The 23,249-nt window shown below is 65.1% G+C and carries 24 protein-coding genes and 2 pseudogenes; 13 read left to right on the forward strand and 13 right to left on the reverse strand.

Annotated features, from left to right (window positions below; all coding sequences use genetic code 11):
• Positions 1 to 13: 13 nt before the first annotated feature.
• From D7W81_RS12215 to D7W81_RS12225, 3 genes are all read right to left on the reverse strand, one after another.
• Positions 14 to 196 carry a hypothetical protein gene (locus D7W81_RS12215; RefSeq protein WP_120555535.1) on the reverse strand — a complete coding sequence of 61 codons (183 nt, stop codon included), beginning with the start codon at positions 194 to 196 and terminating at the stop codon, positions 14 to 16.
• A 360-nt stretch (positions 197 to 556) separates the two neighbouring features.
• Complete coding sequence (locus tag D7W81_RS12220) at positions 557 to 1,072, reverse strand: hypothetical protein (RefSeq protein WP_120555536.1); 516 nt, start codon at positions 1,070 to 1,072, stop codon at positions 557 to 559.
• Positions 1,062 to 2,708 (reverse strand): glycosyltransferase, encoded by a 1,647-nt coding sequence (locus D7W81_RS12225; RefSeq protein ID WP_120555537.1) that lies wholly within the window; start codon positions 2,706 to 2,708, stop codon positions 1,062 to 1,064. Before D7W81_RS12225 ends, D7W81_RS12220 begins: the two co-directional genes overlap by 11 nt.
• Positions 2,709 to 2,824: 116 nt before the next feature.
• Here D7W81_RS12225 and rfbB point away from each other — a divergent pair, with 116 nt between their 5' ends.
• The 5 genes from rfbB to D7W81_RS12250 all read left to right on the forward strand — a co-directional run bounded on the left by rfbB (position 2,825) and on the right by D7W81_RS12250 (position 7,454).
• Positions 2,825 to 3,850, forward strand: a complete 1,026-nt coding sequence (gene rfbB, locus D7W81_RS12230; RefSeq protein WP_120555538.1) for a dTDP-glucose 4,6-dehydratase — start codon at positions 2,825 to 2,827, stop codon at positions 3,848 to 3,850.
• A 4-nt stretch (positions 3,851 to 3,854) separates the two neighbouring features.
• The gene (locus D7W81_RS12235) at positions 3,855 to 4,754 is read left to right on the forward strand and encodes an SDR family oxidoreductase (RefSeq protein ID WP_120555539.1); all 900 of its coding nucleotides are present in this window, start codon (positions 3,855 to 3,857) and stop codon (positions 4,752 to 4,754) included.
• A 72-nt stretch (positions 4,755 to 4,826) separates the two neighbouring features.
• Entirely contained in the window at positions 4,827 to 5,708 is an 882-nt protein-coding gene (rfbA, locus tag D7W81_RS12240; protein WP_120555540.1) for a glucose-1-phosphate thymidylyltransferase RfbA, read from the forward strand.
• A complete protein-coding gene (rfbC, locus tag D7W81_RS12245) occupies positions 5,705 to 6,250 on the forward strand; it encodes a dTDP-4-dehydrorhamnose 3,5-epimerase (protein ID WP_120555541.1) in 546 nt (181 codons plus the stop codon). The genes rfbA and rfbC overlap by 4 nt, the downstream gene beginning before the upstream one ends.
• A gap of 142 nt (positions 6,251 to 6,392) precedes the next feature.
• Positions 6,393 to 7,454, forward strand: a complete 1,062-nt coding sequence (locus D7W81_RS12250; protein ID WP_120555542.1) for a YihY/virulence factor BrkB family protein — start codon at positions 6,393 to 6,395, stop codon at positions 7,452 to 7,454.
• Between the two features lie 56 nt (positions 7,455 to 7,510).
• Here D7W81_RS12250 and D7W81_RS12255 read toward each other — a convergent pair whose 3' ends face one another.
• From D7W81_RS12255 to D7W81_RS43395, 4 genes are all read right to left on the reverse strand, one after another.
• Positions 7,511 to 7,990 (reverse strand): hypothetical protein, encoded by a 480-nt coding sequence (locus D7W81_RS12255; protein WP_120555543.1) that lies wholly within the window; start codon positions 7,988 to 7,990, stop codon positions 7,511 to 7,513.
• 31 nt (positions 7,991 to 8,021) lie between these two features.
• Positions 8,022 to 8,639 carry a hypothetical protein gene (locus D7W81_RS12260; protein ID WP_147445446.1) on the reverse strand — a complete coding sequence of 206 codons (618 nt, stop codon included), beginning with the start codon at positions 8,637 to 8,639 and terminating at the stop codon, positions 8,022 to 8,024.
• Positions 8,640 to 9,113: 474 nt separating this feature from the next.
• Entirely contained in the window at positions 9,114 to 9,359 is a 246-nt protein-coding gene (locus tag D7W81_RS43390; RefSeq protein ID WP_244227157.1) for a hypothetical protein, read from the reverse strand.
• Positions 9,316 to 9,738, reverse strand: coding sequence for a serine hydrolase domain-containing protein (locus D7W81_RS43395; protein ID WP_244227159.1), 423 nt, complete (start codon positions 9,736 to 9,738; stop codon positions 9,316 to 9,318). Before D7W81_RS43395 ends, D7W81_RS43390 begins: the two co-directional genes overlap by 44 nt.
• 763 nt (positions 9,739 to 10,501) lie before the next feature.
• On the opposite strand from D7W81_RS43395, the gene D7W81_RS12275 reads away from it, so the two are divergent.
• The gene (locus D7W81_RS12275) at positions 10,502 to 11,599 is read left to right on the forward strand and encodes a serine/threonine protein kinase (protein ID WP_120555546.1); all 1,098 of its coding nucleotides are present in this window, start codon (positions 10,502 to 10,504) and stop codon (positions 11,597 to 11,599) included.
• On the opposite strand, the gene D7W81_RS12280 is transcribed toward D7W81_RS12275, so the two are convergent.
• A complete protein-coding gene (locus D7W81_RS12280; RefSeq protein WP_147445447.1) occupies positions 11,586 to 12,944 on the reverse strand; it encodes a hypothetical protein in 1,359 nt (452 codons plus the stop codon). The two genes, D7W81_RS12275 and D7W81_RS12280, sit on opposite strands and share 14 nt — an antisense overlap.
• Positions 12,945 to 13,486: 542 nt before the next feature.
• On the opposite strand from D7W81_RS12280, the gene D7W81_RS41930 reads away from it, so the two are divergent.
• Positions 13,487 to 13,975, forward strand: a complete 489-nt coding sequence (locus tag D7W81_RS41930) for a hypothetical protein (protein WP_147445448.1) — start codon at positions 13,487 to 13,489, stop codon at positions 13,973 to 13,975.
• Between the two features lie 332 nt (positions 13,976 to 14,307).
• Positions 14,308 to 15,711, forward strand: coding sequence for a hypothetical protein (locus tag D7W81_RS41935; RefSeq protein ID WP_147445449.1), 1,404 nt, complete (start codon positions 14,308 to 14,310; stop codon positions 15,709 to 15,711).
• 179 nt (positions 15,712 to 15,890) lie between these two features.
• Here the strand turns inward: D7W81_RS41935 and D7W81_RS12290 are convergent.
• Positions 15,891 to 16,355 (reverse strand): annotated as a pseudogene (locus D7W81_RS12290) (ATP-binding cassette domain-containing protein); the annotation flags it as partial.
• A 37-nt stretch (positions 16,356 to 16,392) separates the two neighbouring features.
• Between D7W81_RS12290 and D7W81_RS12295 the strand changes: the two are divergent.
• From D7W81_RS12295 to D7W81_RS12315, 5 genes and pseudogenes are all read left to right on the forward strand, one after another.
• Positions 16,393 to 16,638, forward strand: a complete 246-nt coding sequence (locus D7W81_RS12295; RefSeq protein ID WP_120555549.1) for a hypothetical protein — start codon at positions 16,393 to 16,395, stop codon at positions 16,636 to 16,638.
• Positions 16,639 to 17,576: 938 nt separating this feature from the next.
• A complete protein-coding gene (locus D7W81_RS12300; protein ID WP_158621565.1) occupies positions 17,577 to 18,014 on the forward strand; it encodes a helix-turn-helix domain-containing protein in 438 nt (145 codons plus the stop codon).
• Positions 17,992 to 18,204: pseudogene (locus D7W81_RS44385) on the forward strand (transposase); the annotation flags it as partial. The gene D7W81_RS12300 and the pseudogene D7W81_RS44385, both read left to right, overlap by 23 nt.
• Positions 18,205 to 18,268: 64 nt before the next feature.
• Entirely contained in the window at positions 18,269 to 18,496 is a 228-nt protein-coding gene (locus D7W81_RS44080; RefSeq protein WP_279637813.1) for a transposase, read from the forward strand.
• A gap of 280 nt (positions 18,497 to 18,776) precedes the next feature.
• Entirely contained in the window at positions 18,777 to 19,253 is a 477-nt protein-coding gene (locus tag D7W81_RS12315; protein WP_120555553.1) for a hypothetical protein, read from the forward strand.
• Between the two features lie 90 nt (positions 19,254 to 19,343).
• Here the strand turns inward: D7W81_RS12315 and D7W81_RS41940 are convergent, their stop codons facing one another.
• From D7W81_RS41940 to D7W81_RS12325, 4 genes are all read right to left on the reverse strand, one after another.
• Entirely contained in the window at positions 19,344 to 19,697 is a 354-nt protein-coding gene (locus D7W81_RS41940; RefSeq protein ID WP_147445450.1) for a hypothetical protein, read from the reverse strand.
• Between the two features lie 44 nt (positions 19,698 to 19,741).
• A complete protein-coding gene (locus tag D7W81_RS12320) occupies positions 19,742 to 20,146 on the reverse strand; it encodes a transposase (protein ID WP_147445451.1) in 405 nt (134 codons plus the stop codon).
• Between the two features lie 64 nt (positions 20,147 to 20,210).
• Entirely contained in the window at positions 20,211 to 20,972 is a 762-nt protein-coding gene (locus tag D7W81_RS41945; protein WP_147445452.1) for a hypothetical protein, read from the reverse strand.
• A gap of 555 nt (positions 20,973 to 21,527) precedes the next feature.
• Positions 21,528 to 23,126, reverse strand: coding sequence for an ABC-F family ATP-binding cassette domain-containing protein (locus D7W81_RS12325; protein ID WP_120555555.1), 1,599 nt, complete (start codon positions 23,124 to 23,126; stop codon positions 21,528 to 21,530).
• Positions 23,127 to 23,249: the final 123 nt, after the last annotated feature.

Consider the following 23,249-nt stretch of genomic DNA (forward strand, 5'->3'; position numbering starts at 1 on the left):
AGGGAACAACCCACTATGCCCGGCTGCCGCGCACACGCGCGATGAAGACGCCCGCGTCCTCCAGGCGCAGCCCCCGGGCCACGGCGCCCAGCCCCTGTCCCGCGAGGGAGACGAGCGGCCGGGGGAGCCTTCGCAGGGCGTGCGCCCGGTCCGCCAGGCTGTCGTCCTCGAAGTCCAGGCCCCCGAAGGCGTCCACGCGCTCCAGGCCTCCAGGAACCAGCCCCGGCCCGCGCCGAAGTCCAGCAGCCGCGAGGGCTGGGGGAGGTGGCGGCGCAGGCGATCCACGCTGCGCCGGGCCTGGCGCTGGCGCGTGACGCGCGGCGAGTCCATGAAGCCGCCGCTGTCGTACTGGGCAGGGTCGTCGGCGGTGTTGCGCGGCGCGCGGTGGGGCGCGGCCCGGTGGCCACGGCGCGCGCGGGTCTCCACGTCCAGCCGGGGAGCCTGGAAGGACGGCTGGAGCGAGGGCGAATCACTCGCGGGACATGGAGGGGCCGCCATGGGGGCGGCACGGCACCCTACCGATACTCCGCGTCCCCGCACGCGTCGTCCCGGAGGGCTACCGGCTCCGGCGCCGCGAGGGGGCCGGGCGCGGCTTCTCCTCCGTGTGCTCCGGCGTGTGCCCAGGTGGGGGGGAGGGCAGGCGCGACGTCAGCTGCTCCAGCTGGCGCTCCACCTCCTGGCGCCACAGGGACTGCGTGCGCGCCTGTACGCGCTGGTGCTCGTGGATGAGCGCGAGTGCGTCCAGGATGGCCTCGTTGAACTCCACCTGCCGCCGGAACGCCTCGTTGATGAAGGGCTGGAACGCCAGCCGGAAGGCGCGCTTGGCCATCACCAGCGCGGGCCCCACCAGGGGCCGGTGGGACGACGGCGCGTCGGCGTAGCGCGTGTCGCGCTTCATCCGCGCGCCCTCCAGGAACGGGGGCCACGCGGCGCTGGTGGGCGGGGCATGGGTGGCGGCGAAGCGCCGGCGCAGCGCCTCCACCTTCTCGGGTTCGGGCGTGGGCAGCCGCTCCAGCGACTCCAGCACCGCCTCCGCGGTGGGGTTCGTGGTGATGAGGTCCTCAGCGCGCATGCGGTCGTCCTTCCACGTCCAGCTCCCTCGCCAGCTCGCCGGCCAGCGACGTGAGGTCGCGCCCGGGGGTGAGCTCCCACAGCCTCGTCCCCAGGGCCTGGCGCACGGCCGCGTCCGGCGCGCGGGGGGCCGCCCAGATGCCCGCGGCGCGCGTGCCCGGCGGCAGCCTCGACACCGTGCGCCGGGCCACGTCCTCGTCGGCGCCCGCGAACAGCAGGGGCCCCGGAGCGCATCGCACGCCCGTCTCCAGCGACGACGACGGCGGGGTGTCCCGGTCCGGCCCGAAGGAGGGCTCGTCCGGCGTGAAGCGCCAGACCCGCGTCGCGCCGTCGCGCTCCTTGCGGGGGGCCAGCTGCAGGGGCATCACCTGGCGTCGCACCGTCCACAGGCGCGCGTCCGGCAGCCGGTCCGCCACGGCGCGGGCCAGCCGGGACATGGGCGCGTCCGGCGCGGCGTCGAAGCCCGGGCACACCACGGTGACGGAAGGGGTGGCGGGCTGGAGCGCCGAGGGCGGGCGGCCCTCCAGGAACGGCGTCAGCGCCTCGCGGACGCGCTGGGCCACGGCCTGCTGGCCCAGGGGCGCCAGGCGCTGGCGCTGCGCCTCCACCACCCGCGCGCGCAGGGCGGGGTCGCGCTCCAGCACCGCCAGCAGCCCCGCCACCTGCGCGGGGTCGTCCGACAGGGTGGTGAGGCCCGCGCCGCCCATGGTCTCCGGCACCGCCGCGGCGCCGTAGGCCACCACCGGCACGCCCCGGTACATGGCCTCCAGGAGCGGCACGCCGAAGCCCTCGTGGCGGCTCATGGACAGGTACGCGGTGGCGGAGGCGAAGCACGCGGACAACTGGGCGGCGTCCACCCGCCCCAGGAACACCACGCGGTCCGGGCCCAACTGCTCGCGCAGCGCCAGCACGGACGCGTCATAGGGCGCGGTGCTGTAGAGCGTCCCCGCCACCAGCAGCCGGCTCCGGGGCTGGTACAGGCGCTGGTAGGCGGTGAAGACGCGCAGCACGTCCTCCAGCCGCTTGCTGGGCACGGTGCGCCCCACGAAGAGCACGTTGGCGCACCCGTCCTCCACCTGCGCGCGCAGGGCCGCGTCCGGCGGCACGTTGAACGCGTTCCAGTCCACCGCGAAGGGCAGCACGCTCGCGTCCCGGTACCCCGCGGCGGACAGCTCCTCCACGCTGAAGTGCGAGTACGCCCAGGCGTGCGTCACGTGCTCGCGCAGCTGGACCAGCTCCTCGCGCGCCAGCCTGGAGCCGCGGGCGACGTGGCGGTCCGAGCCCTCGAAGAACCGCTCCGGCGTGACGTTGTGGTACAGCAGGGCCTTGCGGCCCTTCGCCTTGGCCACCAGCGGCACCAGCCGCGACTCGAAGCTGTGGTGGACGAGCAGCGCCGTGTCCCGGCCCGCGTCACGCGCGTAGTCGCGGGCGGGGCGCACCTCGTCGCGGCACGCCTCGTCCCACTGCTCCGCGTAGATCTCCGACGCGTATCCCCACCCGCGCAGCAGGTCGCGCAGGTAGCGCACCTGGTTGCCCACGGCGTCGCCCCAGGCCAGCCGCGGCACAAGCTGGTGGACCGCTTCGGCGCTCGAGGACGCGGTCCCTCGCTTGCTGTTCCAGAGGCTCACGTTGGCCATGGCGTTTACCCCTGGCCCGGACCGGCCACAAGTGGCCGCGCGCTTGCCTTGACGGGGCTCCCCCCGCTCCGATACGGAGGGCGCTTTCTCCCCGCGGTTCGAGTGGTGGCTTGTCAATGAACGTCCTGGTGACAGGGGGCTGCGGCTTCATCGGCTCCAACTTGGTGAAGTACCTCCGCCGCGAGCGGCCTGACTGGAAGCTCGTCAACCTCGACAAGCTCACGTACGCGGGCAACCTGGAGACGCTCGCTGACCTGGAAGGTGACCCGCGGCACGTCTTCGTCCGCGGCGACATCGGCAACCGGGAACTGGTGGAGCACCTGCTCGTCCAGCACGGCATCGACGCGGTGATGCACCTGGCGGCCGAAAGCCATGTGGACCGCTCCATCCTGGGGCCGGAGGTCTTCGTCACCACCAACGTGCTGGGCACCCAGCAGCTGCTGGAGGCCTGTCGCGCCCGGGGCGTGAAGCGCTTCCTGATGGTCTCCACCGACGAGGTCTACGGCTCGCTGGGCCCCACGGGCGCCTTCACGGAGAGCTCCCCGCTGCAGCCCTCCAGCCCGTACTCCGCCTCCAAGACGTCCTCGGACCTGGTCGCGCTGGCCTACCACCACACCTTCAAGATGGACGTGGTGGTGACGCGCTGCTCGAACAACTACGGCCGCTACCAGTTCCCGGAGAAGCTCATCCCGCTGATGGTGGTGAACGCGCTGCACGACAAGCCGCTGCCCGTCTACGGCGACGGCGCAAACGTGCGCGACTGGCTCCACGTGGACGACCACTGCCAGGGCCTGCTGGTGGCGCTGGAGAAGGGCCGCGCGGGCGAGGTCTACAACATCGGCGGCGGCTCCGAGCGGCGCAACATCGAGATCGTCAAGGGCATCCTGGGCCTCCTGAACAAGCCCGAGTCGCTCATCAAGTACGTGGCGGACCGGCCCGGTCACGACCGCCGCTACGCCATCGACCCCACGAAGATCCGCACGGAGCTGGGCTACCAGCCGAAGCACACCTTCGAGCAGGGCCTGGCGGAGACGGTGACCTGGTACGTGGAGAACCGCGCCTGGTGGGAGCGGGTGACCAGCGGCGCCTACCGCCAGTACTTCGACACCCAGTACCAGGCCCGGCTTCAGGGGCGGGGTTAGCGCCATGCGCTTTGTCGTCACGGGAGCCAACGGCCTGGTGGGCAGCCGCGTCTGCGAGCAGCTGACCGGGCGTGGACATGAAGTGGTGGGCCTGGGACGCGGGCCCCGGCGCACGGGCGGCACGCACGGCTACGTGGAGGTGGACCTCACGCGCGAGCCGGACGTGGCCGCCGCCATCGCCCAGGCCCGGCCGGAGGCCGTCATCCACCCCGCCTCCATGACGGAGGTGGACGCGTGTGAGAAGGACCCGGACGCGGCCTATGCCGCCAACGTCCACGCCACGGCGGCGGTGGCCCGGGCGGCGCGCGCGGCCGGAGCGCACCTGGTGCACGTCTCCACGGACTACGTGTTCGACGGGGACGCGGGGCCGTATTCGGAAGAGGCGCTGCCCAACCCCCGGGGCGTGTACGCGCTGACCAAGCACATGGGTGAGCAGGCGGCGCGCGTCTTCGCGCCGGGCTGTGCCATCGCGCGCACCGCGGTGGTGTACGGCTGGCCCGCGGCGGGGCGTCCCAACTTCGGGGCGTGGCTGGTGGGGGCCCTGGAGAAGGGCCAGCCGGTGAAGCTCTTCGAGGACCAGGTGGTGTCCCCCAGCTTCGCGGACAGCGTGGCCACCATGCTGGTGGAGCTGGGCGAGCGCAAGCTCGGCGGGGTGTGGAACACCTGCGGCGGCACGGTCATCGACCGGGTGGGCTTCGGCCGGGCGCTCTGCGAGGTGTTCGGCTTCGACGCGTCGCTGATCACACCCACGCGGATGGCGGACCTGAAGCTGGCCAGCCCCCGGCCCCTGCGCAGCGGCCTCAAGACGGACAAGGTGCGCGCGGAGCTGGAAGCCAGGCCGCTGGAGCTGTCGGAGTCCCTGGCACGCTTCCACGCGGCCTGGAAGGCGCACCGCGCCAGCTAGAGCATCCGCGCGTGGCGGCCATGCCGCGCGCATCCGTTTCGCGGCCGGGCCGTGGAACACAGGGGAAAACGCATGAAGGGAATCATTCTGGCCGGAGGGTCGGGCACGCGCCTGTACCCGCTGACGCGCGTGGTGAGCAAGCAGCTGTTGCCCGTCTACGACAAGCCGATGATCTACTACCCGCTGACGACGCTGATGCTGGCGGGCATCCGGGAGATCCTCATCATCTCCACGCCGCAGGACCTGCCGCGCTTCCGCGAGCTGCTGGGCGACGGGGCGCAGTGGGGCGTGCGCTTCGAATACGCCGAGCAGCCGCGCCCGGAGGGGCTGGCGCAGGCGTTCGTCATTGGCCGGGACTTCGTGGGCCAGGATCCCGTGTCGCTCATCCTGGGCGACAACATCTTCTACGGCCACGGCATGGGGGAGCTCACCCAGCGCGCGTCGAAGCGCACGCAGGGCGCCACCGTGTTCGGCTACTACGTGAAGGACCCGGAGCGCTACGGCGTGGTGGAACTGGACGCGAAGCACCAGGCGGTCTCCCTGGAGGAGAAGCCGGTGAAGCCCAAGTCGCACTACGCCGTGACGGGCCTGTACTTCTACGACAACCAGGTCATCGACATCGCGGCGAACCTCAAGCCGGGCAAGCGCGGCGAGTATGAGATCACCGACGTCAACGCGGAGTACCTGCGCCGCGGCCAGCTCAACGTGGAGCTGATGGGGCGCGGCTACGCGTGGCTGGACACCGGCACCCACGAGTCGCTGATGCAGGCGTCCAACTACATCGAGATCATCGAGCGCCGTCAGGGCCTCAAGGTGGCCTGTCCGGAGGAGATCGCCTTCCGCATGGGCTACATCGACGAGCGGCAGCTGACGGCGCTGGCGGAGCCCATGCGCAAGAACGAGTACGGCCAATACCTGCTGGACCTGGTGGAGAAGCGGGGGGCGGTCTCGTGAAGGTGACCCCGCTGGAGATTCCGGACGTCCTGCTCATCGAGCCGAAGGTGTTTGGCGATGACCGGGGCTTCTTCCTCGAGTCCTATAACGGCAAGCGCTACGCGGACGTGGGGGTGGTGGGACCGTTCGTGCAGGACAACCTGTCGCGCTCGGTGAAGGGCACGCTGCGCGGGCTGCACTTCCAGGAGCCGAACCCGCAGGGCAAGCTGGTGCAGTGCCTGGCGGGCGCGGTCTGGGACGTGGCGGTGGACATCCGCAAGGGGTCGCCCACGTTCGGCCGCTGGGTGGCCGCGGAGCTGACGGGCGAGAACAAGCACCAGCTCTGGGTGCCGGCGGGCTTCGCGCACGGCTTCTGCGTGCTGAGTGACTCGGCGGACTTCTTCTACAAGTGCACGGCGCTGTACTCCCCGGAGACCGAGCGGAGCATCCTCTGGAATGATCCGGAGCTGGCCATTCCCTGGCCGGTGACGGCGCCGCTCCTGTCGCCCAAGGACCTGAAAGCGCCCCTCCTGAAGGACGCTCCGGTCCTCCCCGTGCGCTGAGAAGGCGGCCGGGCAGGCGTGGGACGGGGGCTTGCCATTCCGCAGGCCCTGCGCGGTAAGCAGGCAGGGGGGCGAGCCACCTTAAAGGGGAGGAAGCCAGCCGGGGGATGGAATGCCCAATCTCCTCCGAGGAGGAGAAGGCATGGTGCTGCCCGGCAAGGGAATGAGTTGGAAGGAGTTCTTCAAGTCCCTCAAGGACGAGTGGGGGCGCGACAACGTGGGCAACGTCGCGAGCGCGCTGACGTTCTCGGCCATCATGGCGCTGTTCCCGTTCCTGCTGTTCCTCGTGTCGCTTGCCGGTGTGCTCATTGATCCGCACCAGGCGCAGCAGCTCATCCAGGAGCTGTCGAAGGTGGCGCCCCAGGAGGTGACGAAGATCCTGGGCGAGCGGCTGGAGGCGCTGGCGAACAGCAACCCGGTGGGGTTGCTGACCATCGGTGGCGTGGGCGCCATCTGGGCGGCGTCCGGCGGCGTGGTGGCGCTGATGGAGGCGCTCAACACCGTCTACGGTGTGAAGGAGAAGCGCCCGTTCTGGAAGAAGCGTGGCATCGCGCTGCTGACGACGCTGGGGACGGCGATCACCGCGGTGCTGGCGGCGATCGTCGCGGTCGTCACGCCGGCGGTGGCTGACAAGCTGGGCGAGCCGATGTCGAGCATCGTCCTGTGGCTGCGCATGCCGGTGGCCGGCATCCTGATGATGATGTTGCTGGCGGTGCTGTACTACGTGCTGCCGGACGTGAAGCAGAAGTTCAAGTTCATCACGCCGGGCTCGGTGGTGAGCGTCGTCATCTGGGTCATCGCCTCGTGGGGCTTCTCGATGTACGTGGCGAACTTCGGCTCGTATGACGTGAACTACGGCGCCATCGGCGGTGTCATCGTGCTGCTGCTCTGGATGCAGATCACCTGCATGGTCGTGCTGCTGGGCGCGGAGATCAACGGCATCCTCGAGCACAAGTCGCCGGACGGGAAGGCGCCGGGTGCGCGCGACCCGAACGCTCCGGGACCGAATGTGACGAAGACGGAGGCGGAGGAGCAGGGCGCGAACCTGCCCGGCGCCACGGACTTCCGTCCGAAGCCGCCCGCGCCTCAATACACGGCGCAGCCGGTGCCGCTGAGCAAGACACCGCTGGCCGCCGCGGCGAAGTGGGCCGCGGGCGTGGGCCTGGGCGTGTTCCTGATGCGCCGCAAGTCCCCGGCGCGGTAGGCACATGTTGAATTCAACGACGGGCGGTCCTCGCGAGGGGGCCGCCCGTTGTCGTTTCAAGGGAGAGGGGAGGTGACGTAGTCCTTCCCGTCCGAATGGCAGCCGTGGCAGGTGGCGTGGGCGCGGCCGTAATAGTTGTCCGAGTAGCTGGGGCCGAAGCCCTCGTAGAAGATCCAGGTGTCCTTGCCGGAACCTGGAGCGATCTTCACGTCCAGCGCATGGCCCCGGACCGTCTTCCCATCGTCCTCGAACAGCTCCTTCACCAGGATGCTGCCCACGGGATGGGTGGCGTTGCCGTCACGGAGTGACTGCGCGACGACATCGTTGAAGAAGACGCGGACCTTGCTGCCGTGAGGGGCGCGCGTTTCATGGACGGACGGCTCCGCGAGCCAGGACCGGTACTGGCCGGACTGCACGAACGCCGTGATGCCCTGTTCGGACGTGTCGAGTTCCTGGATGACGCCGAGCCCCTCGTCCACGGAGGAAGAGGGACCACAGGCGAACAGGAGCGGCAGGAGCAGGGCGAAGGGGCGCATGCACAGGGTTACGCCCGTGGCGCCGGGACGGTTACTGGGCCGAATAGGCGTGTGACAGGTCGAGGACCAGCGTCAGGACCTCGTCGGGAATCGCAAGCTCGAGCCGGCCCCGGTTCAGGTCCGCGCGGGTGACCTGGTAGTGGATGGTGCCGAACTCGTCATCGAGGGCGAAGTCGTCATTGTCGAAGATGGAGATCTCGATGGGGTGCTCGAGGAGGTTGGAGGTGATGACCTCGCAGCTGCCCGTGCGCCATTCGGGCTCCCAGCTCTCGTCCTCGGCGGTGCGGGAGCGCTCGGGAGCGGACGGGCAGCGCATCTCCACGACGACATCCGGCGGGGAGCCGTCGGAGTCCCAGTCCTCGCCCGAGTCAGGATCCACGTCGGCGATGACGGCCCGGCGGGGCTGCACGCGCGTGCGCATCACGCCGGCGAAACAGGCCTTCGTGTCGAGCCGGCAGACATTGCCTTCGGGACAGCTTTCACAGATGCCGCCGTTGGGACCACAGAGCGCGTCACCGCGGTCCCGAATGCAGGAGTTGGTCGCGGAGCAGCAGCCATCCGTGCAGCTCTCCGGAGTGCATTCGGACTCACCGCAGGCAGGGAGCAGGGCACAGGTCAGGGCCAGCAGGAACAGGCAGAAGGTCTTCATGGGCATGGCCGTTCTACAGGAGTTGATACTTGCAGTGTGCGAGTGACTGGGACTGAGCGCCTCAAGACATGGGGGTGCTAACGACACCATGCCAGGCGCTGTGCTGACATGCGGCGCCACATGGCGCGGTTTATTGAGCCCAATCGCAAGCCGATGCTATCGTCGCAAAGCTTCTCAACCGGGAGGGTGCATGCGAGGACTTGTCTCAGCGTTGATGTTTGGTTTGCTCGTTGGCTGTGGTGGCGCGATGGAGCCCGAGGCTGTGGATGACATGGCCGGCCAGGCGGCGCCCGAGGTCAACGCCTCGGTGTTGCTCGAGTGCGACGTGTTGGATGGGATGTCCTGTCCCTCTTCTGGAGCCAACCCGCGTACGTGTATCCGCCCCTCGGGTGTGGGTCATGCCTTCTGCTATTGCGACGGGGAAGGCTACGATTACTGGCGCTGCTATTACTGAGCCCCGCGATTCATGGCCAATCATGGCCGCGGGGACGTGGACACCGCGGCCATGATGTACCGGGGCAGGAGCTCATCGCGGAACTTCCGCCAGAGGGCGACGTGGTTGTAGTTGCCCGCGGTGAAGAGCACGACGAGGTCCAGCTCCGGGACGACCATCACCAGCTGCCCGCCGTTCCCGCTGGCTTCGTATTGTGAATACACGCGGTCGCCGACGCGCAGCTCATGGCGCCACCACGTGTAGCCATAGGTCCGGCCGTCCGGCATCGTCGCCTGGTTCGCGATGGAGCGCTCGACCCGGCGTTGGCTGACCACTCGCTTTCCGTTCCAGGTGCCCGGTGAGCTTGCGCTTGCGCGCGTCCAGGTGGGAGAGCTTGCCCTTGTACTCGGGGAACAGGGAGACCACGGGCGTGTCCACGGTGAAGCGGGCACCCTGGTCCAGGGCAATGCCAATCAGCAGGGACGCGTAGGACTTGGAGGAGCGCAGGTCGTGGGGGCGCTCCTTGTCGAAGCCCTGGAAGTACTCTTCGACGATGAGCTTCCCGTGACGCGCGATGAGCAGCCCCTGGATGGCGGGCGCGGATTCCGGGCCAGGTTCCTGGTCGAGGATGCGTTGCACAAGCTGCTGGAGCGGCTGGGCATCCATGCCGACATCGGCAGGGGCCCGGCGCGGGCGTGCGGGAGTAGAGGCCCACGGCCCGCGAGCGGTCCCGGCGGGTGAAGTCGAACGTCATGTCAAAAGGAGGGTAGGGGAGTGACAGCCGCCCGGCTTGCGCGTCGAACGTGCCTTCGATCTGTGTGTTGTCCTTGGTGGACGTGAGCCGGACCGTGCGGTCCTGAAGGTCCACGCGGAACAGCATCCGGTTGCCGAAGTTCCGCTCCGGGTTGCGGATGAACGCCGTCGTGGAGTCGTCGGGCTGCTTCTGTACGACGAGATACAGCGAGAACCGGTCCTCCAGCGGCGCCACGTTGCTGCGCCAGACACCCGGCTGAAGCGAGCGCAGCTCCACGGGCGTGGCGAACTTCATGCCGCTCATGAGCACACGCGGCTGGATCCAATGCCCTGTGATGCTCTGGCCATTCTCCGCCAACGTCGCTCGGAGTTCGCCTCCGGGGAAGACGATGGACACCTTCCTGCCCTCGCTCCGGACTGGAACATCAAAGCCCGCGATGCGTGCGCGCCACGTGTTCCCATCCCGCACCAAGGTCAGCTCTCCCCGAACCTGAGGTCCGAGGACGCGCTCACTGCCCCAGATGCCCACCAACGGGTCCGCGGGCATGGGGACCGCGCCGGCATGGAGAGGAAGCAGCGCCAGCAGAAGCCCAAGGAAGCAGTAACGGGTCATGGCCCTGAGCACGCTGCACGCCCAGTTGGATGAGACCGGCGGTATTCGCTAATCATACGCCTCGTGACATCCCACGTCGGCAAATACCAGCGCGTCCGCCTGCTGGCCGAAGGCATCATCGAGGATCATCTGGCCAAGGCCGCCGGCCGGTGGGGCAGCGAGAAGACGCTGGTGCTCCAGTGCCTCCGGCCGGACATGGCCGAGGACGTGGGGCTCGCGCAGATCTTCCTCGACACGGCGAGGATGGCCGCCCGGCTCACGCACCCGCACCTCGTGCGGGTCTTCGACTTCGGTAAGGCGGACGGCACGTACTTCCTCGCCAGGGAGCACATCGACGGCCCCAGTCTGCGCAGGTTGATCAAGCACGTGGCGGTCCAACGGATGTCCCTGCCGGCGACACTGTGTGCGCGCATCATCTCGCAAGCCTGCGAGGGGCTCGCCTTTGTCCATGACCTCACCGACCCCAAGACGAACCAGCCGCTGGGGCTCATCCACCACTGCATCCGGCCGTACAACATCCTCCTGTCGCGCCAGGGGACGGCCAAGATGGTGGACTTCGGCGTCGACTACTTCCGATCCCGGTGGCCCCCCCAACACCATGTCCCCAACCTGAGCCAGCACGTGTACATGGCGCCCGAGGACATCAGGGGCTTGCCGGTGGACCGGCGGGTGGACGTCTACTCGCTCGGGGTGGTGCTCTACGAACTGCTCACCACGCGCAAGCCCTATGAGGGCAAGTCCCACTGGGACGTGTTTCAAGCCGTCTTGTCCGAGCCCATGGTGCCCGCCGAGCGGCACCGGCCGGACCTGCCCGACGCCCTGCGAGCCATCCTCGCCCGCGCGCTCGCGAAGGATCGGGACCAGCGCTACCCGGACTGCCACGCGTTCCGGAAGGACCTGGAGGAGTTCATCCGCTCGGAGGGCGAGCCGGTGACGCCGCGGCAGGTGGCCCAGCTCGTCCAGCAGGTCACCGCGAGCGATGCCCCGACCGTCAGTGCCCCAGCTCCGGATGGTCTGGCGGCCCAAGCACGGCCCCGCTGGAGACGAGGCTGGATCCTCGCGGCGGCAGTGGGCCTGGCGGTCGTGCTTGGAGGCGGCGCCCTGCTCTGGAAGATGGGCGCTGTGCCTGGGTCCGAGAAGGTTCGCGCTACTCCACCGTGAGCGGGAACCGGGCGGACGCCGGATGGCCCGTCACCGCGAGGACGCGAGGCTGCTCTTTGTCCCATTGCCATTTTTTAGCCTGCGCCTGCCAGGTGCACGGCTCGACGGTGATGCTCAGCGGTCCCGAGCCCTCGCTCCGGGGCTTGAAGGTCACTTCCAGCTCCGCGGTGGCCCCTTCCTCCAGTCCGGCGGTAACGCCCACGACGTTCACGCGCTGCTCCTCCACCATCGGGAGCAGCTGGCCGCGATACCGCACGCTCACGTCCACCACGCGAGCGCCGACGAGCGTCCCGGACACCCGGACCCGCACGGCCTCACACGCGGTCCCGTCATTGCGCACCACCGCGCGCCACGTCTCGGTCACGGGCGCGGACACGGTCAGCGGCGTCGAGGTGTGCTCGGTCCAGTGGAGCGTGGGCGTCTTGTAGCCCACGTGCATGAGCGGCGCGCCTGGGCTCACCGGTCGGTTCGAGGCGTGGAGGTGCAAGGCGTGCCCGGGCTCGGCGGTGAGCAGGAAGAGCGCGTCACGGTCCTCGGCGCCTACCCACCACCTGTCAGGCCCCGCGGGTGTCACGGACACGAAGGCAGGCCATTCCCCCACGAGCGTCTCCAGCACCTGGAGCCCGGGCAGGGACACCAGGAGGGTCTTGTCCTGCACGAAGAGGAGCGCCCGGGCCGCGTCGAGGACGCACACCCCGGCGCCGCCCCAGATCAGTTCTTCCGCATCGTCATCCTCATCATCGATCTCCGGGATGGAGCTGAGCAGGGTGCCATCAAGCGCGAAGTGGAGGAGCGCCGTCTGCCGGTAGTTGATGACGAGCAGCAGAAGCACGCCGTGGGGAGTGGCCAGGGCCCGCCAGATGTCCTCCTCACCGCCGGGCTCCACCTGGAGAGCGCCCTCCGGCTGAGCCGCTCCCGCGCGGAGCACGTAGACGTGGCCCCGGCCCTTCTCCACGACGGTGATGCCAAAGGGGCTCGTGTCGAGGAACGCCCCATCGGGAACCTGGCGGTGAGGGCGCCCCTCGGAATACCCGTACCCGGTCTGGGTGGGCACGGGCTTGGGCAAGGTCATGGGCACCCACTGCTGCCCGGAGCCATCGGTCGTGAAGAGGGTGGTCAGCTTGAGGGCGTCGTCCACGGCGGCTCCGATGAGCCGGTCCCCATCGGTGATGAGATCGAAGCACTCCCTCGGAAAAGCCTGGACGGGAGCGCTCGCGCCGGGCCCCACGGAGAAGACACGCCGATCCCCGCCTCCCACCAAGACGTCCTGTGCCTCGTCGAGCGCGGCGAGCACCACGGGCGCGGACGGATGATCCGGCACGTCTCCGCTGACTTCCCGGTGCACGCCTTCGGCTCCGTGGAAGACGATGAGCCGATGCGGTCTGAGATCAAACAACCACGGTCCACGGGCTAGGAGACGGCGTCTCGGGTACATGGCCCTGCATCATACCCACTGACGCCCGTTCCCCCTGGTATCAAGGGAGCCAGAAGCAAAGCCGCTGGCGTTGGGGAAAGCAGCCCATTGAATGCCTCAGAAGCCGGCCACTATCGCCCGGCCATACGACCTGACCTGACAGAACGCCGGCTCAAGCCTGACGGTACGCGTCGGCGCGAGCGACTGATTGCCTCGGGACACCAGGGACTCTGACGTGAAGAGTCCTTAAGGGCTACACGGGAGTGAATGCTCTACCACCGTGATCACGGCGGTAGACGCAATGCAGGCAAAGCTCAAGCCGGTTCCTACAGTGGTTGTGCCTTTGGCGCAGCTATCGGACGTGCTCAGTTCGTGGACTGAAGATAAGCCTACCGGGAAGAAGAACTCAAGACGCTTGAGATACGATCTTGCAGAGTCGGGAGTGAGTGTTCGGCGACTTAAATGGAGCTATAATGAAGACAATGAAGCCACAATGGCCCGACTCGCTCCTCCTTTCCCGCATCCGGGAACTGCTGCTTCGTAGGCGTATAGAGAACAAGGAAGTCGGAATTGACGATCGCGACAATATCTTTGACACGAAACTTCTCTGCATCCTGGGTGAGGAACTCTGCCGCACCCGCCATGGAGCGAAACGGGCTAAAGCGGTGAATCAGGAGGGCTGGGACTTGGTCGACGCGCAAGGTCGAAAGATCCAGGTGAAGACCCGTGCTGTCTACCGGCACAATGCCGATGGAATCCACATCGACTTCAAAGCTTTAGCTTTCGACGACTTCTATCTCGTGCTCGTTGATGAGGAACTGAACCTTCTGGGAGAGGGCCTAATTGCGAAAGAACGCCTCGCACGGGTCGTCGCCCACGAGAAAAGCGGCAAACTACGCTTGCGGGATATCCGTCGACGGCATGCGGAGTATTTAGCCTTGGTTCAGAAAGCAGTCGCCTGATACTGCGTAACGATTCTGCTCTAGGCCCTGCCGTGGATTGAAGGGGTCGCCGGCGTAGCAGACTCGAAGCGAACAGGCAGTTTTAACCTGATAGAAGACTCTAATATGGTGCTGCGGCGACCATGTGGCTTCAGTTGTTGATTGGAATATCATTGGCTGGGGGAATAATGAGTGCAAAACCAAATGGGTTGCCAGATAGTGTGGTGAATGGAGGGACAACAGGTGGAGCGCCTAGTGGCACAACAGGGCTCTCTCCTGCTCCGTCCCAGATCATGTCCACCCAGTCTTCACCGCATCCGCCGAATGATGGGGGCTTTCGATTCTCCTGGATCATGCTTCTTCTGGGCTGTGCCTGGGCATCGGTAGTTTTTCTTTTGCCAATTGCTGCAGGTCGGATTTGGCCGTCTGGGTCTGTTTTTTATCTGGGGCTGCCTGCGGCGGGTACCGTGCTTGTATGGTTTGTTTTTATTGGCGAGCCGGCAAAAGTGGCTTACGAGTTCGCAGGGCGCTTGAGGAACAGTATGCGGCTGTCTGCCTTGGCATTTTTGCTGGCGGGCGTATTGGTTACCGCAGAGGTTGCGGTGCTGCATTTTTTCGGCGCGTCTTACCGTATTGGGAACTTGTTGCTCAAGGAGGTTCGGCCTGAGGCTACTCAGCCCTTCTTTGATGTTTGCATATCCGCGTGGGGTGGCGGTGCTGGCGACGGTCCCAAAGTCGAGCCAGAACGCTTGAACGCGTATAAGGAAACCTGTGAACTCAGTGTTGAGTCTCTCGTCAAAGATGCGCAGGCTCGCCTGGTGCTTGGAGAGTATGGCTCTGGAAAGCGCTTCCTGATGGAACGTCTGCGGGCTGTGCTGCAGCAGAGGGGGATGCCAAGTATCATGATTGATATGGATAAATGCAAAATCCTTGTTCCAAAAGAATCAACCGAAAGCATAAGTGACTGTGTCAAAGAGTATTTGAGATTCGTCGTGGGCGGCAGGGATGGTCGATTTGATGCTGATATTGATGAGTTCATGGCTGCTGGCAATTGGTGGTTGCTGATTGATGGCGTTGACGACAGAGGTGGTAGAGAGGAGGTTGTGTCTCGCCTAAAAGAGTTGCCGCCGATCATTGGTCGACATCAAGGGAGAGTTATTGTTGGTGGAAGGGGTGAGAGACTTGCGTCCGTCTATTATAGTTATTTGGACCTAAGGAATGATGCGGGGGGGCTGGGTGGTGTTTTTGTGACGGGGCTCTCCATGAATGGGCGGGCAGAAGTACTGAAACGCCTTGGGCGGCCCGAGGCTTTCTCATTGCTTCTTGAAATGGAGAAATGCCCTGGAGAGAATTCATTCTTGGCTAAAGAAGTTCTTGGGGAGTATGGCCTGATTAAGCGTTGGCATGGGCGTGAATTCGGGCTGGGGGTTGAGGGTATGCCGTGCGGCAGCGAAGCAAGAGCAGGGGTTTCGAGATGGATGTTTGGCGTTCGGTTTGAGGACTACTGTTTGTATTCTGAGTGCGGAGATGCCGACGAGCGAAGGGATTTGCGAGGGGTTTTGGAGTCCGTGATTCAGGGGTTGCGAGGTCTTGATAAGAAGGTTTTTGATGTTGATGATGTGACGAGGTTCTTACCGGTTGCCGTGAATGAGCGGTCTCGCCCGAGCAATGGCGTGGTTGTGCGGACGCTTGTAGAGATGGGGGTCTTCCATGTCGAAGGCATTAATCGGTTTTCATTGAGAAGGCAGGGGTTGTAATTTGCTTGCGTGTGGAGTTATTGGCATGTCAAGTATAGGCTGTGGGGTTGAGGTGTGCGACTGCTTATGGGGATGCATGGCGTTTGAATGGGATGGACACACGCACGTAAACGCCGCCTCGTTTCCGGGAGCACCAGAAACGGGCGGCGTTTGGCACTACCTACGGATGTGACGCGGGGCTACCGGCGCTTCTGCGCCGCGTCCGCGTGCTTCTCCATGAACTCCGAATACGGGCCGTTGAAGTCGAGCACTTCCTTGCTCGCCTTCAGGCTCCAGATGCGGGTCGCGACCTCGGAGATGAGCTCCTGGTCGTGCGTCACGCAGATGACCGTGCCGTCGAACTTCGACAGGCCTTCCGCCAGCGCCGCGATGGACTCCAGGTCCAGGTGGTTCGTCGGCTCGTCCAGGATCAGCACGTTGTCCTGCATGATCATCAGCTTGGACAACAGCACGCGCACCGTCTCACCACCGGAGAGCGTGTCCGTGGGCTTCATCCGCTCCTCACCCGAGAAGAGCATCCGGCCCAACACGCCTGAAATCTCCTCGTTGGTCAGCTTCTCGCTGATCTCCCGGAGGTAGCCGAAGCACGTCGTGCCCTTGTGGATGACGCCGTGGTGGTCCTGCGGCAGGTAGCCCACCGTCGCCGAGGAGTTGTTGGTGCACGCCGAGGGCGAGGCCTTCATGGCGGACATCGGCTCCGACGCCGAGCGCATTCGCGGCAAAGCGCTGAAGGTGGGAATGACGCCGGGCATTCATCCCAACCCCAGCAGAAAGCAACCACCCACGCTGGACCGCTCACTCTATCGGGTGGCGTGCTTCTTCCACGCCTTCAAGCGCTTTCGAGCTGCGGGCACTCACTATGACAAGACGGCGAAGAGCTATCTCCTCGTCCTGCACGTTGATTCCATGCTTCTTTGGCTGCGGTAAACAGGGACGGTCCCTAGTGTCAAGGGTGGAGGACTGCTCCACTTCTTCCATGTGGTGTGTAGACTCTGCTTATCCGCGGGGGGCTTTCAATGCGCGAGTGCAGATGCCAGGGGACGAACGAGAACTGCATGTTTTGCTCCGGCAAGGGCTACCTCTCCGAGTCAGACCTTGCCGAGATGCAACCGCGTAGTGGCGTGGCGAAGACGGCATCGCGCAAGAGAAGACGTCCTCGCCCCCGCAGTGATCTTGTCCCAAGCACGGCTTCCCCTCGACTGAGTGAGCCCCCGCGACAGACTGTGGTGGCACCTCGCCTCAACGGCCCTTTGCCGGGTATCAATACGTCCGAAGCTCGCCGTCCATGTCCTCGCTGCGGTGCCCTGCTCGGTCCTTTTCAGCGTCACTCTTGGAGGTGCCCTCCGCCTGAGCGCCACTCGAAGTCACGCAAGAGGAAACCCGCCTTAGTTGTCTGCTCCATCTGCGGTGTGAAGCTGCGTGCGGACCGTCGTGCCAAGCATCAAGCTCGGGCACATGGCTCCAGTAGCCAAGGCGAGCGTCCTCGTCCCCCCAACCCGGGAACGGCGGCTCCCTCCTCCCGCTCTACGCCCTCGCGGCCTCGCCCCCTCCAAACCCCTCCAAGAACCGGACGTCGCTTTTTGGTCCGAGCCGGGAAACGAGTAGGTCGTTCCAGTAAGAAGCAGGCGAGAGCGAGCCTCGAGCTTCAGGACGGATCGCCTATAGAGCACCTACTTGCCTGTGCAGACTGCGGCGCGGCAATCCGTGCGAGCGACCCCCATGCGAAGCGCTGCCCCCTAAGCCCCCGGACATGAATGTTGTACACCTGCGGTATGGGGCCGTTGCTGCAGGTGTCCGAGGATGAGCGTCGGCGGCTGCGCGAGATAGCGCGGTCCGCTGACGCGGGTTGGGTGGAGCGCGAGCGGGTGGAAATGGTGCTGCTCGCTGCCGAAGGTTGGAGTGCCCCTCGCATTGGGGTGCACCTGAGCAGGAGTGCCGCGACGGTGCGCCGGGTGCTGCGCGCCTACGTGCAGAAGGGGCCCGAAGCGCTTTTTCCGGCCTTGCCGGGCAGAAAGCCGGACGTTCCGCATCGCCAGTTTGTTGAGGCCGCGCTCCAATCGATTCTCGCACTACCGCGCGCCTGGACGGCCACGCAATTGGCCCGAGCGATTGAGGCGCATGGCGTACACCTTGGCCCCAGGCAGGTGCGCCGCTACCTGGGCAGCATGGGCGCAGGTTGGCGACGCACCCAGCTGACGCTGGAGCACAAGCAGGACGCGCGGTCGGTCTCGGCGGCGCGCCAGGCGCTCTTCAGGCTCAAAAAAAGCCCGCGGCGCGAGGGTGCGGTTGTACTTCTTGGATGAATGCGGCTTTTCCCCGACGCAGCCCGTCGGCTACAGCTGGGCGGCTGCTGGCGAGCGTCGGCGCGTCCGGTACGAGGCGACTGCCCGCCGCCGTGTCAATGCACTGGCGGCCTACTGCCCCTTGGGGCCGTGGCGAGGACTGCACTTCCGAGTCGTATCGCGCACCCTCAATGCGGCTGACACACTCCACTTCCTCCAGTCGCTGAGGCGCCCGGGCGCACCTCCTGCCTGGGTGGTGCTGGACAACGGGAAACATCCACCGCAGCCTGCACATCCGGCGTGCCCTTCCAAAACTGGCCCGCCACGGAGTGCACCTCTTCTTCCTGCCGCCGTACAGCCCCGAACTCAACGACATCGAGCCCGTCTTCGGCGTCATCAAGGGCCACGAGATGCCTGAGCGCAGCTACAGCACCCTGGATGAACTCCTGGCCGCTGTCAGGCGAGCCCTGCGCCGCTACCACCTCCGAGTGCGGCGCAGGTAGACAGCATTGATGTCCGGGGGCTTAGGAGTCCGCGGTCTTCCCGGTCACCCGCTCGGAGCCGGCAATATCCTCACGGGACGTCAGTCGGAGACACGCGAGCGCATGCCTCAAGAAAAGGTAGAAGCGCGCCTCGACAAAACCTACGCGATAGGAAGCTTTGCGCGTGATCAAGGACGCTTCGGCTCCCCTGTCATCCACGACAATTTCGACGATGAATCGGAAGCTTGAGAGATGTCAGAAGAGAGTCGCTCAGGTACTTTCACTAAATAGGTCGACGACGATGCTCAACGTCATGCTCATGCTCTCGCGCGCTCAACCACCGGAGCCCTTGCAGGAAGTCCAGTGGCATATCCGCAACTTGGCTTCGCAAGGAGTGACCTATTTTGCGTCTCCTCAAGTTCTGCGCACGCTGTCGCGCGGAGCTGCGGTCGTGTTCTACGGCGACAGCCGGCTTGGTAATCGCCTCCTCGCCGTCGGGCACTTCTGTGGAACGGTGGAAATCCGGACCCAACCGGGGCTGGAGATTGCCAAGCAGCAGGTGGGCATTTACGGACCCGGGCAGCTCGCGCCCTCTGCGAAGACGTGGGTGGGAGTGGATCAGCTTCACTTAGCCCCGACCCTGACTATCGAGGAACTGGGGGGAACCATCGAGTCTGAGGGCAGCGCCCAGGGGTTCCCTCTGTGCGCCGAGTATCTGCCCAGTGGACAGACCCGGCGCTGCGTTTTCTTCACCACGCCCGAGTCTCTTTGGACATAAGAGCGCCAACGACGCGAATGCTTTGACGGCGGACTCCGACGTGAATCACGGAGCGGCCTACATCTCGGAATAGGTCAAGCGTTACAGCCTCTAACAAGTGTCAGGGGCGAGTCGGCGAAGGAGCATGATGCAGAAGCCAAGGACGAGAAATCCGAAGTGGACATCATCCCTGAGCTCGTTACGGACGAGAAGCCGACGCAGCTCGTTCTTCCAAGCCTGCATGAGCTTCATGCTCCAGCGGTTGCGCCCCAGGCGCTCTTTGGATTCAACACCTGAATGGGAGATGCGCGAAGCAATGCCGCGCAGACGCAGAACGACGCGGTTCTTCCTGGAGGCGTAGGGCTTGTCGGCGTGGAGTTTCCCCGGCCGGAAGCGTTGCGCCGAAGGCACCCGCACTGCGGGCACGGAATCGAAGAGGGGGAAGAGTTCGTGCGTGTCGTGCACGTTGGCCGCCGTTACCGACTCCGTCAGAGGCAGGCCGTGGGCCTCTACGAAAAGATAATGCTTGCTACCCGCCTTCGCTCTATCCGTCGGGCTTGGGCCCGTGAGAGCCCCCTTTTTGACGCCCGCATGGACGAGGAGTCGATGGAGGCGCGCGAAAAGTCCACCTTGCCTCGCAGCCCCAACTCGTCCAGCAGCCGCTCCTGGGGCTTTTCACACACGCCTGCGCAGGTCCATTCCTCCAGCCTGGACCAGGCCCTCATGCCTGAAAGGCCGAACGGCTTGCGAGGCGGCATCACCCACGGGATGCCACTTCGAAGCACAAAGACAATGGCCTCTAGCGCCGCCCGGTCATCCGGCCGAGGACGGCCCAGCTTCTTCTTGGGCCGAGGTGGAGACAGCAGCGACGCCTCGCGCTGCCAGAAGGCGTCGGGAACGAGTTCGCGGACCATGCTCCTCAAGCTGAGGATGCCCCTTCCCAACGGCCACCCCAACCCCGACTTTCGTTAGGTGCTGTTAATTTTTATCGGGAACGACTTCCCAGTCATCAGCAATCAAATCCTCTACCAGGAACATGACTGGAACCCCATTTTGATCGACGATGATCCTATGCGAGGTCAGGCTCTCGGCTACTGCGAAGTGGAAAAATTGAGCAATCAGGGTAACATATGCCTCGTACCGGGCGAGAGCTTGGGGTGCGAAATCTGGATTATAATTGGCGTCATGAACTAGGCGATGCCTCAATTGGAGTAGGTCGCTCAAAACTTCCCTCGAGTCTTGAGGCAAAGTGACGCGGGCCAGTCCTTTCTCTGCTCTTGAGGGGATTGAAACCACTCTCTCCAATGAGTTGAGTCTGTCCAAGACGCCTCCATTTCCAGGAAAGAAGTGTCGAAATCCTTTTTCGACCGAATCGAGATTCTGAAAGCTGACCCCTGCAGATAATTGCTCACTCAGTGGGATCCCGCTTGCCCGCATGTTCTCCACATCAATCGGCTTGAGTTCATCGAGATAAGCAGCCAGCAGATCGGTCCTCGCATCAAGACAGTAGATAAACATGTCTCGAAAAAAAGTTTCCATGCAACTTACGAGGCCAATGACGAAATGTCGCTTGTTTTCGTTGGTTGCCTCCGCCGATCGGCCGCCAGATACTGTGCGGATATTCTTTGTGACTCTGGACGTATTGAGTAGGAAGGACATGATAAATGAAGAGCCGTCGCGCCCCTCGCGATGCTCCTTTAGCGTCTTTAACTTCTTCTCGGTCAGCTTCTTGGATGCCATGGCGACGCCTCTGAACAGTCGAATCAATTAGATCTGAGCGCTTCCTGAGTCGCGTTGGGACATAGGGAGGCACTCGATTGGGCATCACGGGCCACTGCATTCCGCCGGTGCTTAGTAGAGGCATCTCCCTTGTCAGGCAAGTAGACGGTGGGGGTAAAGCCCGCACTATGTGCGTTGTTACTCATAATGGGCTGCGCAAGCGGCGAAGTCATTCTGAGATCAAGTTGGAATTGAGTTTGCTGCTTCGCGAAAGGCCTTGTGGCTCGCCCAAGACATTCAGCTAATAAATCCTGTGCCCGCAGGTGTTTGAGTCGGCCGGTAACAGGGCGAGTGAAATTGCCATCCGTGAGGAGGAAATCTACATGGCGGCGTTCAATCCTCCCGGATTCTCCTCGCGGCACCGGAGAGCCTCCGTGTCCGTCAGGTTCGTCACGGAGCGCGAGCATACTCTCGTGATCCCCGTGCCTCCAACGAGCCGCTACATGGTCAAACGCCGCCTCGCCTCCGGAGGACCGGAAACGGGCGGCGTTTGGCACTGCTTACAGAAGCGAAGGACTACCGGCGCTTCTGCGCCGCGTCCGCGTGCTTCTCCATGAACTCCGAATACGGGCCGTTGAAGTCGAGCACTTCCTTGCCCTGCTCCAGGCTCCAGATGCGGGTCGCGACCTCTGAGATGAGTTCCTGGTCGTGCGTCACGCAGATGACCGTGCCGTCGAACTTCGACAGGCCTTCCGCCAGCGCCGCGATGGACTCCAGGTCCAGGTGGTTCGTCGGCTCGTCGAGAATCAACACGTTGTCCTGCGTGATCATCAGCTTGGACAACAGCACTCGCACCGTCTCACCACCGGAGAGCGTGTCCGTGGGCTTCATCCGCTCCTCACCCGAGAAGAGCATCCGGCCCAACACTCCTGAAATCTCCTCGTTGGTCAGCTTCTCGCTGATCTCCCGGAGGTAGCCGAAGCACGTCGTGCCCTTGTGGATGACGCCGTGGTGGTCCTGCGGCAGGTAGCCCACCGTCGCCTGGTGGCCCCAGGTGATGGTGCCCGCGTCCGGCTCCAGCTGCCCCGCCAGCATCTTCACCAGCGTGGACTTGCCCACCGCGTTGCGGCCGATGACGCAGATGCGCTCGCCCTTGCAGACCAGGCCCTTGAACGGCTTGATGACCGGCACCCCGTCGAAGGACTTCTTCAGGCCCTCGAACATCAGCGTCTGCCGGCCGCTGATCACCTTCTGGTCGAACCGGATGAAGGGCCGCGCGATGTTCGAGCGCTTCAGGTCCTCCGTCTTCAGCTTGTCGATCTGCTTGATGCGGCTCTGCACCTGCGACGCGCGCGTACCCGCGTGGAAGCGCGCCACGAAGTCCTGCAGCTGGGCGATCTTCTTCTTCTTCTCCTCCGTCTCGGACTCGACCCGGGTCCGCAGCTGCGACTTCTGCCGGACCATGTCGTCGTAACCACCCGTGTACTGGATGATGGTCTCGTAATCGATGTCCGCGATGTGCGTGCAGATGGAGTTCAGGAAGTGCCGGTCGTGGCTGATGGTGATCAGCACGCCCTCGTACATGTGGAGGAAGTTCTCCAGCCAGCGGATGGAATCGATGTCCAGGTTGTTCGTGGGCTCGTCGAGCAGCAGCCCGTCCGGCTTGCCGAACAGCGCCTGCGCGAGCAACACACGCAGCTTCAGACCGCCGGTGAGCTGGCGCATGGGCTCTTCGTGGAAGGACTCCTCGATGCCAAGGCCGGCCAGCAGCGTGGCCGCGTCACTCTCCGCCGAGTAACCGTCCTCTTCCGCGATGACGCCTTCCAGCTCACCCAGCCGGTTGCCGTCCTCCTCGGTGATGTCGGCCTTGGCCAGGAGCTTGTTCTTCTCATCCATGGCCGCCCACAGGTGGCGGTTGCCCATCAGCACCACGTCGATGACGCGGTCGTTCTCGTAGCGGAAGTGGTCCTGGCGCAGGATGCCCAGCTTGCGCGGGCGGATGATGTCGCCCATGTCCTGCTCCTCGTCACCCGCGAGGATCTTCATGAACGTGGACTTGCCGGCCCCGTTCGGACCGGTCAGGCCGTAGCGGCGGCCCGGCGAGAAGGCGACGTTGACCTCCTCGAAAAGTTTCTTGGGCCCGTAGGCCTTGGAGACGTTGATGACGTTGAACATGGCGGCGGCTTGTAACGGAAATGGCGCGGCGACCCAAGACGCGCGGTGAATCGGAGACAGGAGGACCCAATGTAACCGCCGGCCCGCCCTGGAAATGCCGGCTTCCCACCCCCCGTCCCCAGG

The sequence above is a fragment of the Corallococcus aberystwythensis genome, from assembly GCF_003612165.1.
Classification (GTDB): Bacteria; Myxococcota; Myxococcia; order Myxococcales; family Myxococcaceae; genus Corallococcus; species Corallococcus aberystwythensis.

What these genes read in the sequence shown, in the direction of transcription:
- D7W81_RS12220 (WP_120555536.1), bottom strand. Translation starts at nt 1,072, where the DNA reads ATGCGCGCTGAGGACCTCATCACCACGAACCCCACCGCGGAGGCGGTG.
- D7W81_RS12225 (WP_120555537.1), bottom strand. Translation starts at nt 2,708, where the DNA reads ATGGCCAACGTGAGCCTCTGGAACAGCAAGCGAGGGACCGCGTCCTCG.
- rfbB (WP_120555538.1), top strand. Translation starts at nt 2,825, where the DNA reads ATGAACGTCCTGGTGACAGGGGGCTGCGGCTTCATCGGCTCCAACTTG.
- D7W81_RS12235 (WP_120555539.1), top strand. Translation starts at nt 3,855, where the DNA reads ATGCGCTTTGTCGTCACGGGAGCCAACGGCCTGGTGGGCAGCCGCGTC.
- rfbA (WP_120555540.1), top strand. Translation starts at nt 4,827, where the DNA reads ATGAAGGGAATCATTCTGGCCGGAGGGTCGGGCACGCGCCTGTACCCG.
- D7W81_RS12250 (WP_120555542.1), top strand. Translation starts at nt 6,393, where the DNA reads ATGGTGCTGCCCGGCAAGGGAATGAGTTGGAAGGAGTTCTTCAAGTCC.
- D7W81_RS12255 (WP_120555543.1), bottom strand. Translation starts at nt 7,990, where the DNA reads ATGCGCCCCTTCGCCCTGCTCCTGCCGCTCCTGTTCGCCTGTGGTCCC.
- D7W81_RS12260 (WP_147445446.1), bottom strand. Translation starts at nt 8,639, where the DNA reads ATGAAGACCTTCTGCCTGTTCCTGCTGGCCCTGACCTGTGCCCTGCTC.
- D7W81_RS43390 (WP_244227157.1), bottom strand. Translation starts at nt 9,359, where the DNA reads ATGCCGGACGGCCGGACCTATGGCTACACGTGGTGGCGCCATGAGCTG.
- D7W81_RS43395 (WP_244227159.1), bottom strand. Translation starts at nt 9,738, where the DNA reads ATGGATGCCCAGCCGCTCCAGCAGCTTGTGCAACGCATCCTCGACCAG.
- D7W81_RS41930 (WP_147445448.1), top strand. Translation starts at nt 13,487, where the DNA reads ATGAAGACAATGAAGCCACAATGGCCCGACTCGCTCCTCCTTTCCCGC.
- D7W81_RS41935 (WP_147445449.1), top strand. Translation starts at nt 14,308, where the DNA reads ATGCTTCTTCTGGGCTGTGCCTGGGCATCGGTAGTTTTTCTTTTGCCA.
- D7W81_RS12295 (WP_120555549.1), top strand. Translation starts at nt 16,393, where the DNA reads ATGGCGGACATCGGCTCCGACGCCGAGCGCATTCGCGGCAAAGCGCTG.
- D7W81_RS12315 (WP_120555553.1), top strand. Translation starts at nt 18,777, where the DNA reads ATGCTCAACGTCATGCTCATGCTCTCGCGCGCTCAACCACCGGAGCCC.
- D7W81_RS12320 (WP_147445451.1), bottom strand. Translation starts at nt 20,146, where the DNA reads ATGGTCCGCGAACTCGTTCCCGACGCCTTCTGGCAGCGCGAGGCGTCG.
- D7W81_RS41945 (WP_147445452.1), bottom strand. Translation starts at nt 20,972, where the DNA reads ATGGCATCCAAGAAGCTGACCGAGAAGAAGTTAAAGACGCTAAAGGAG.
- D7W81_RS12325 (WP_120555555.1), bottom strand. Translation starts at nt 23,126, where the DNA reads ATGTTCAACGTCATCAACGTCTCCAAGGCCTACGGGCCCAAGAAACTT.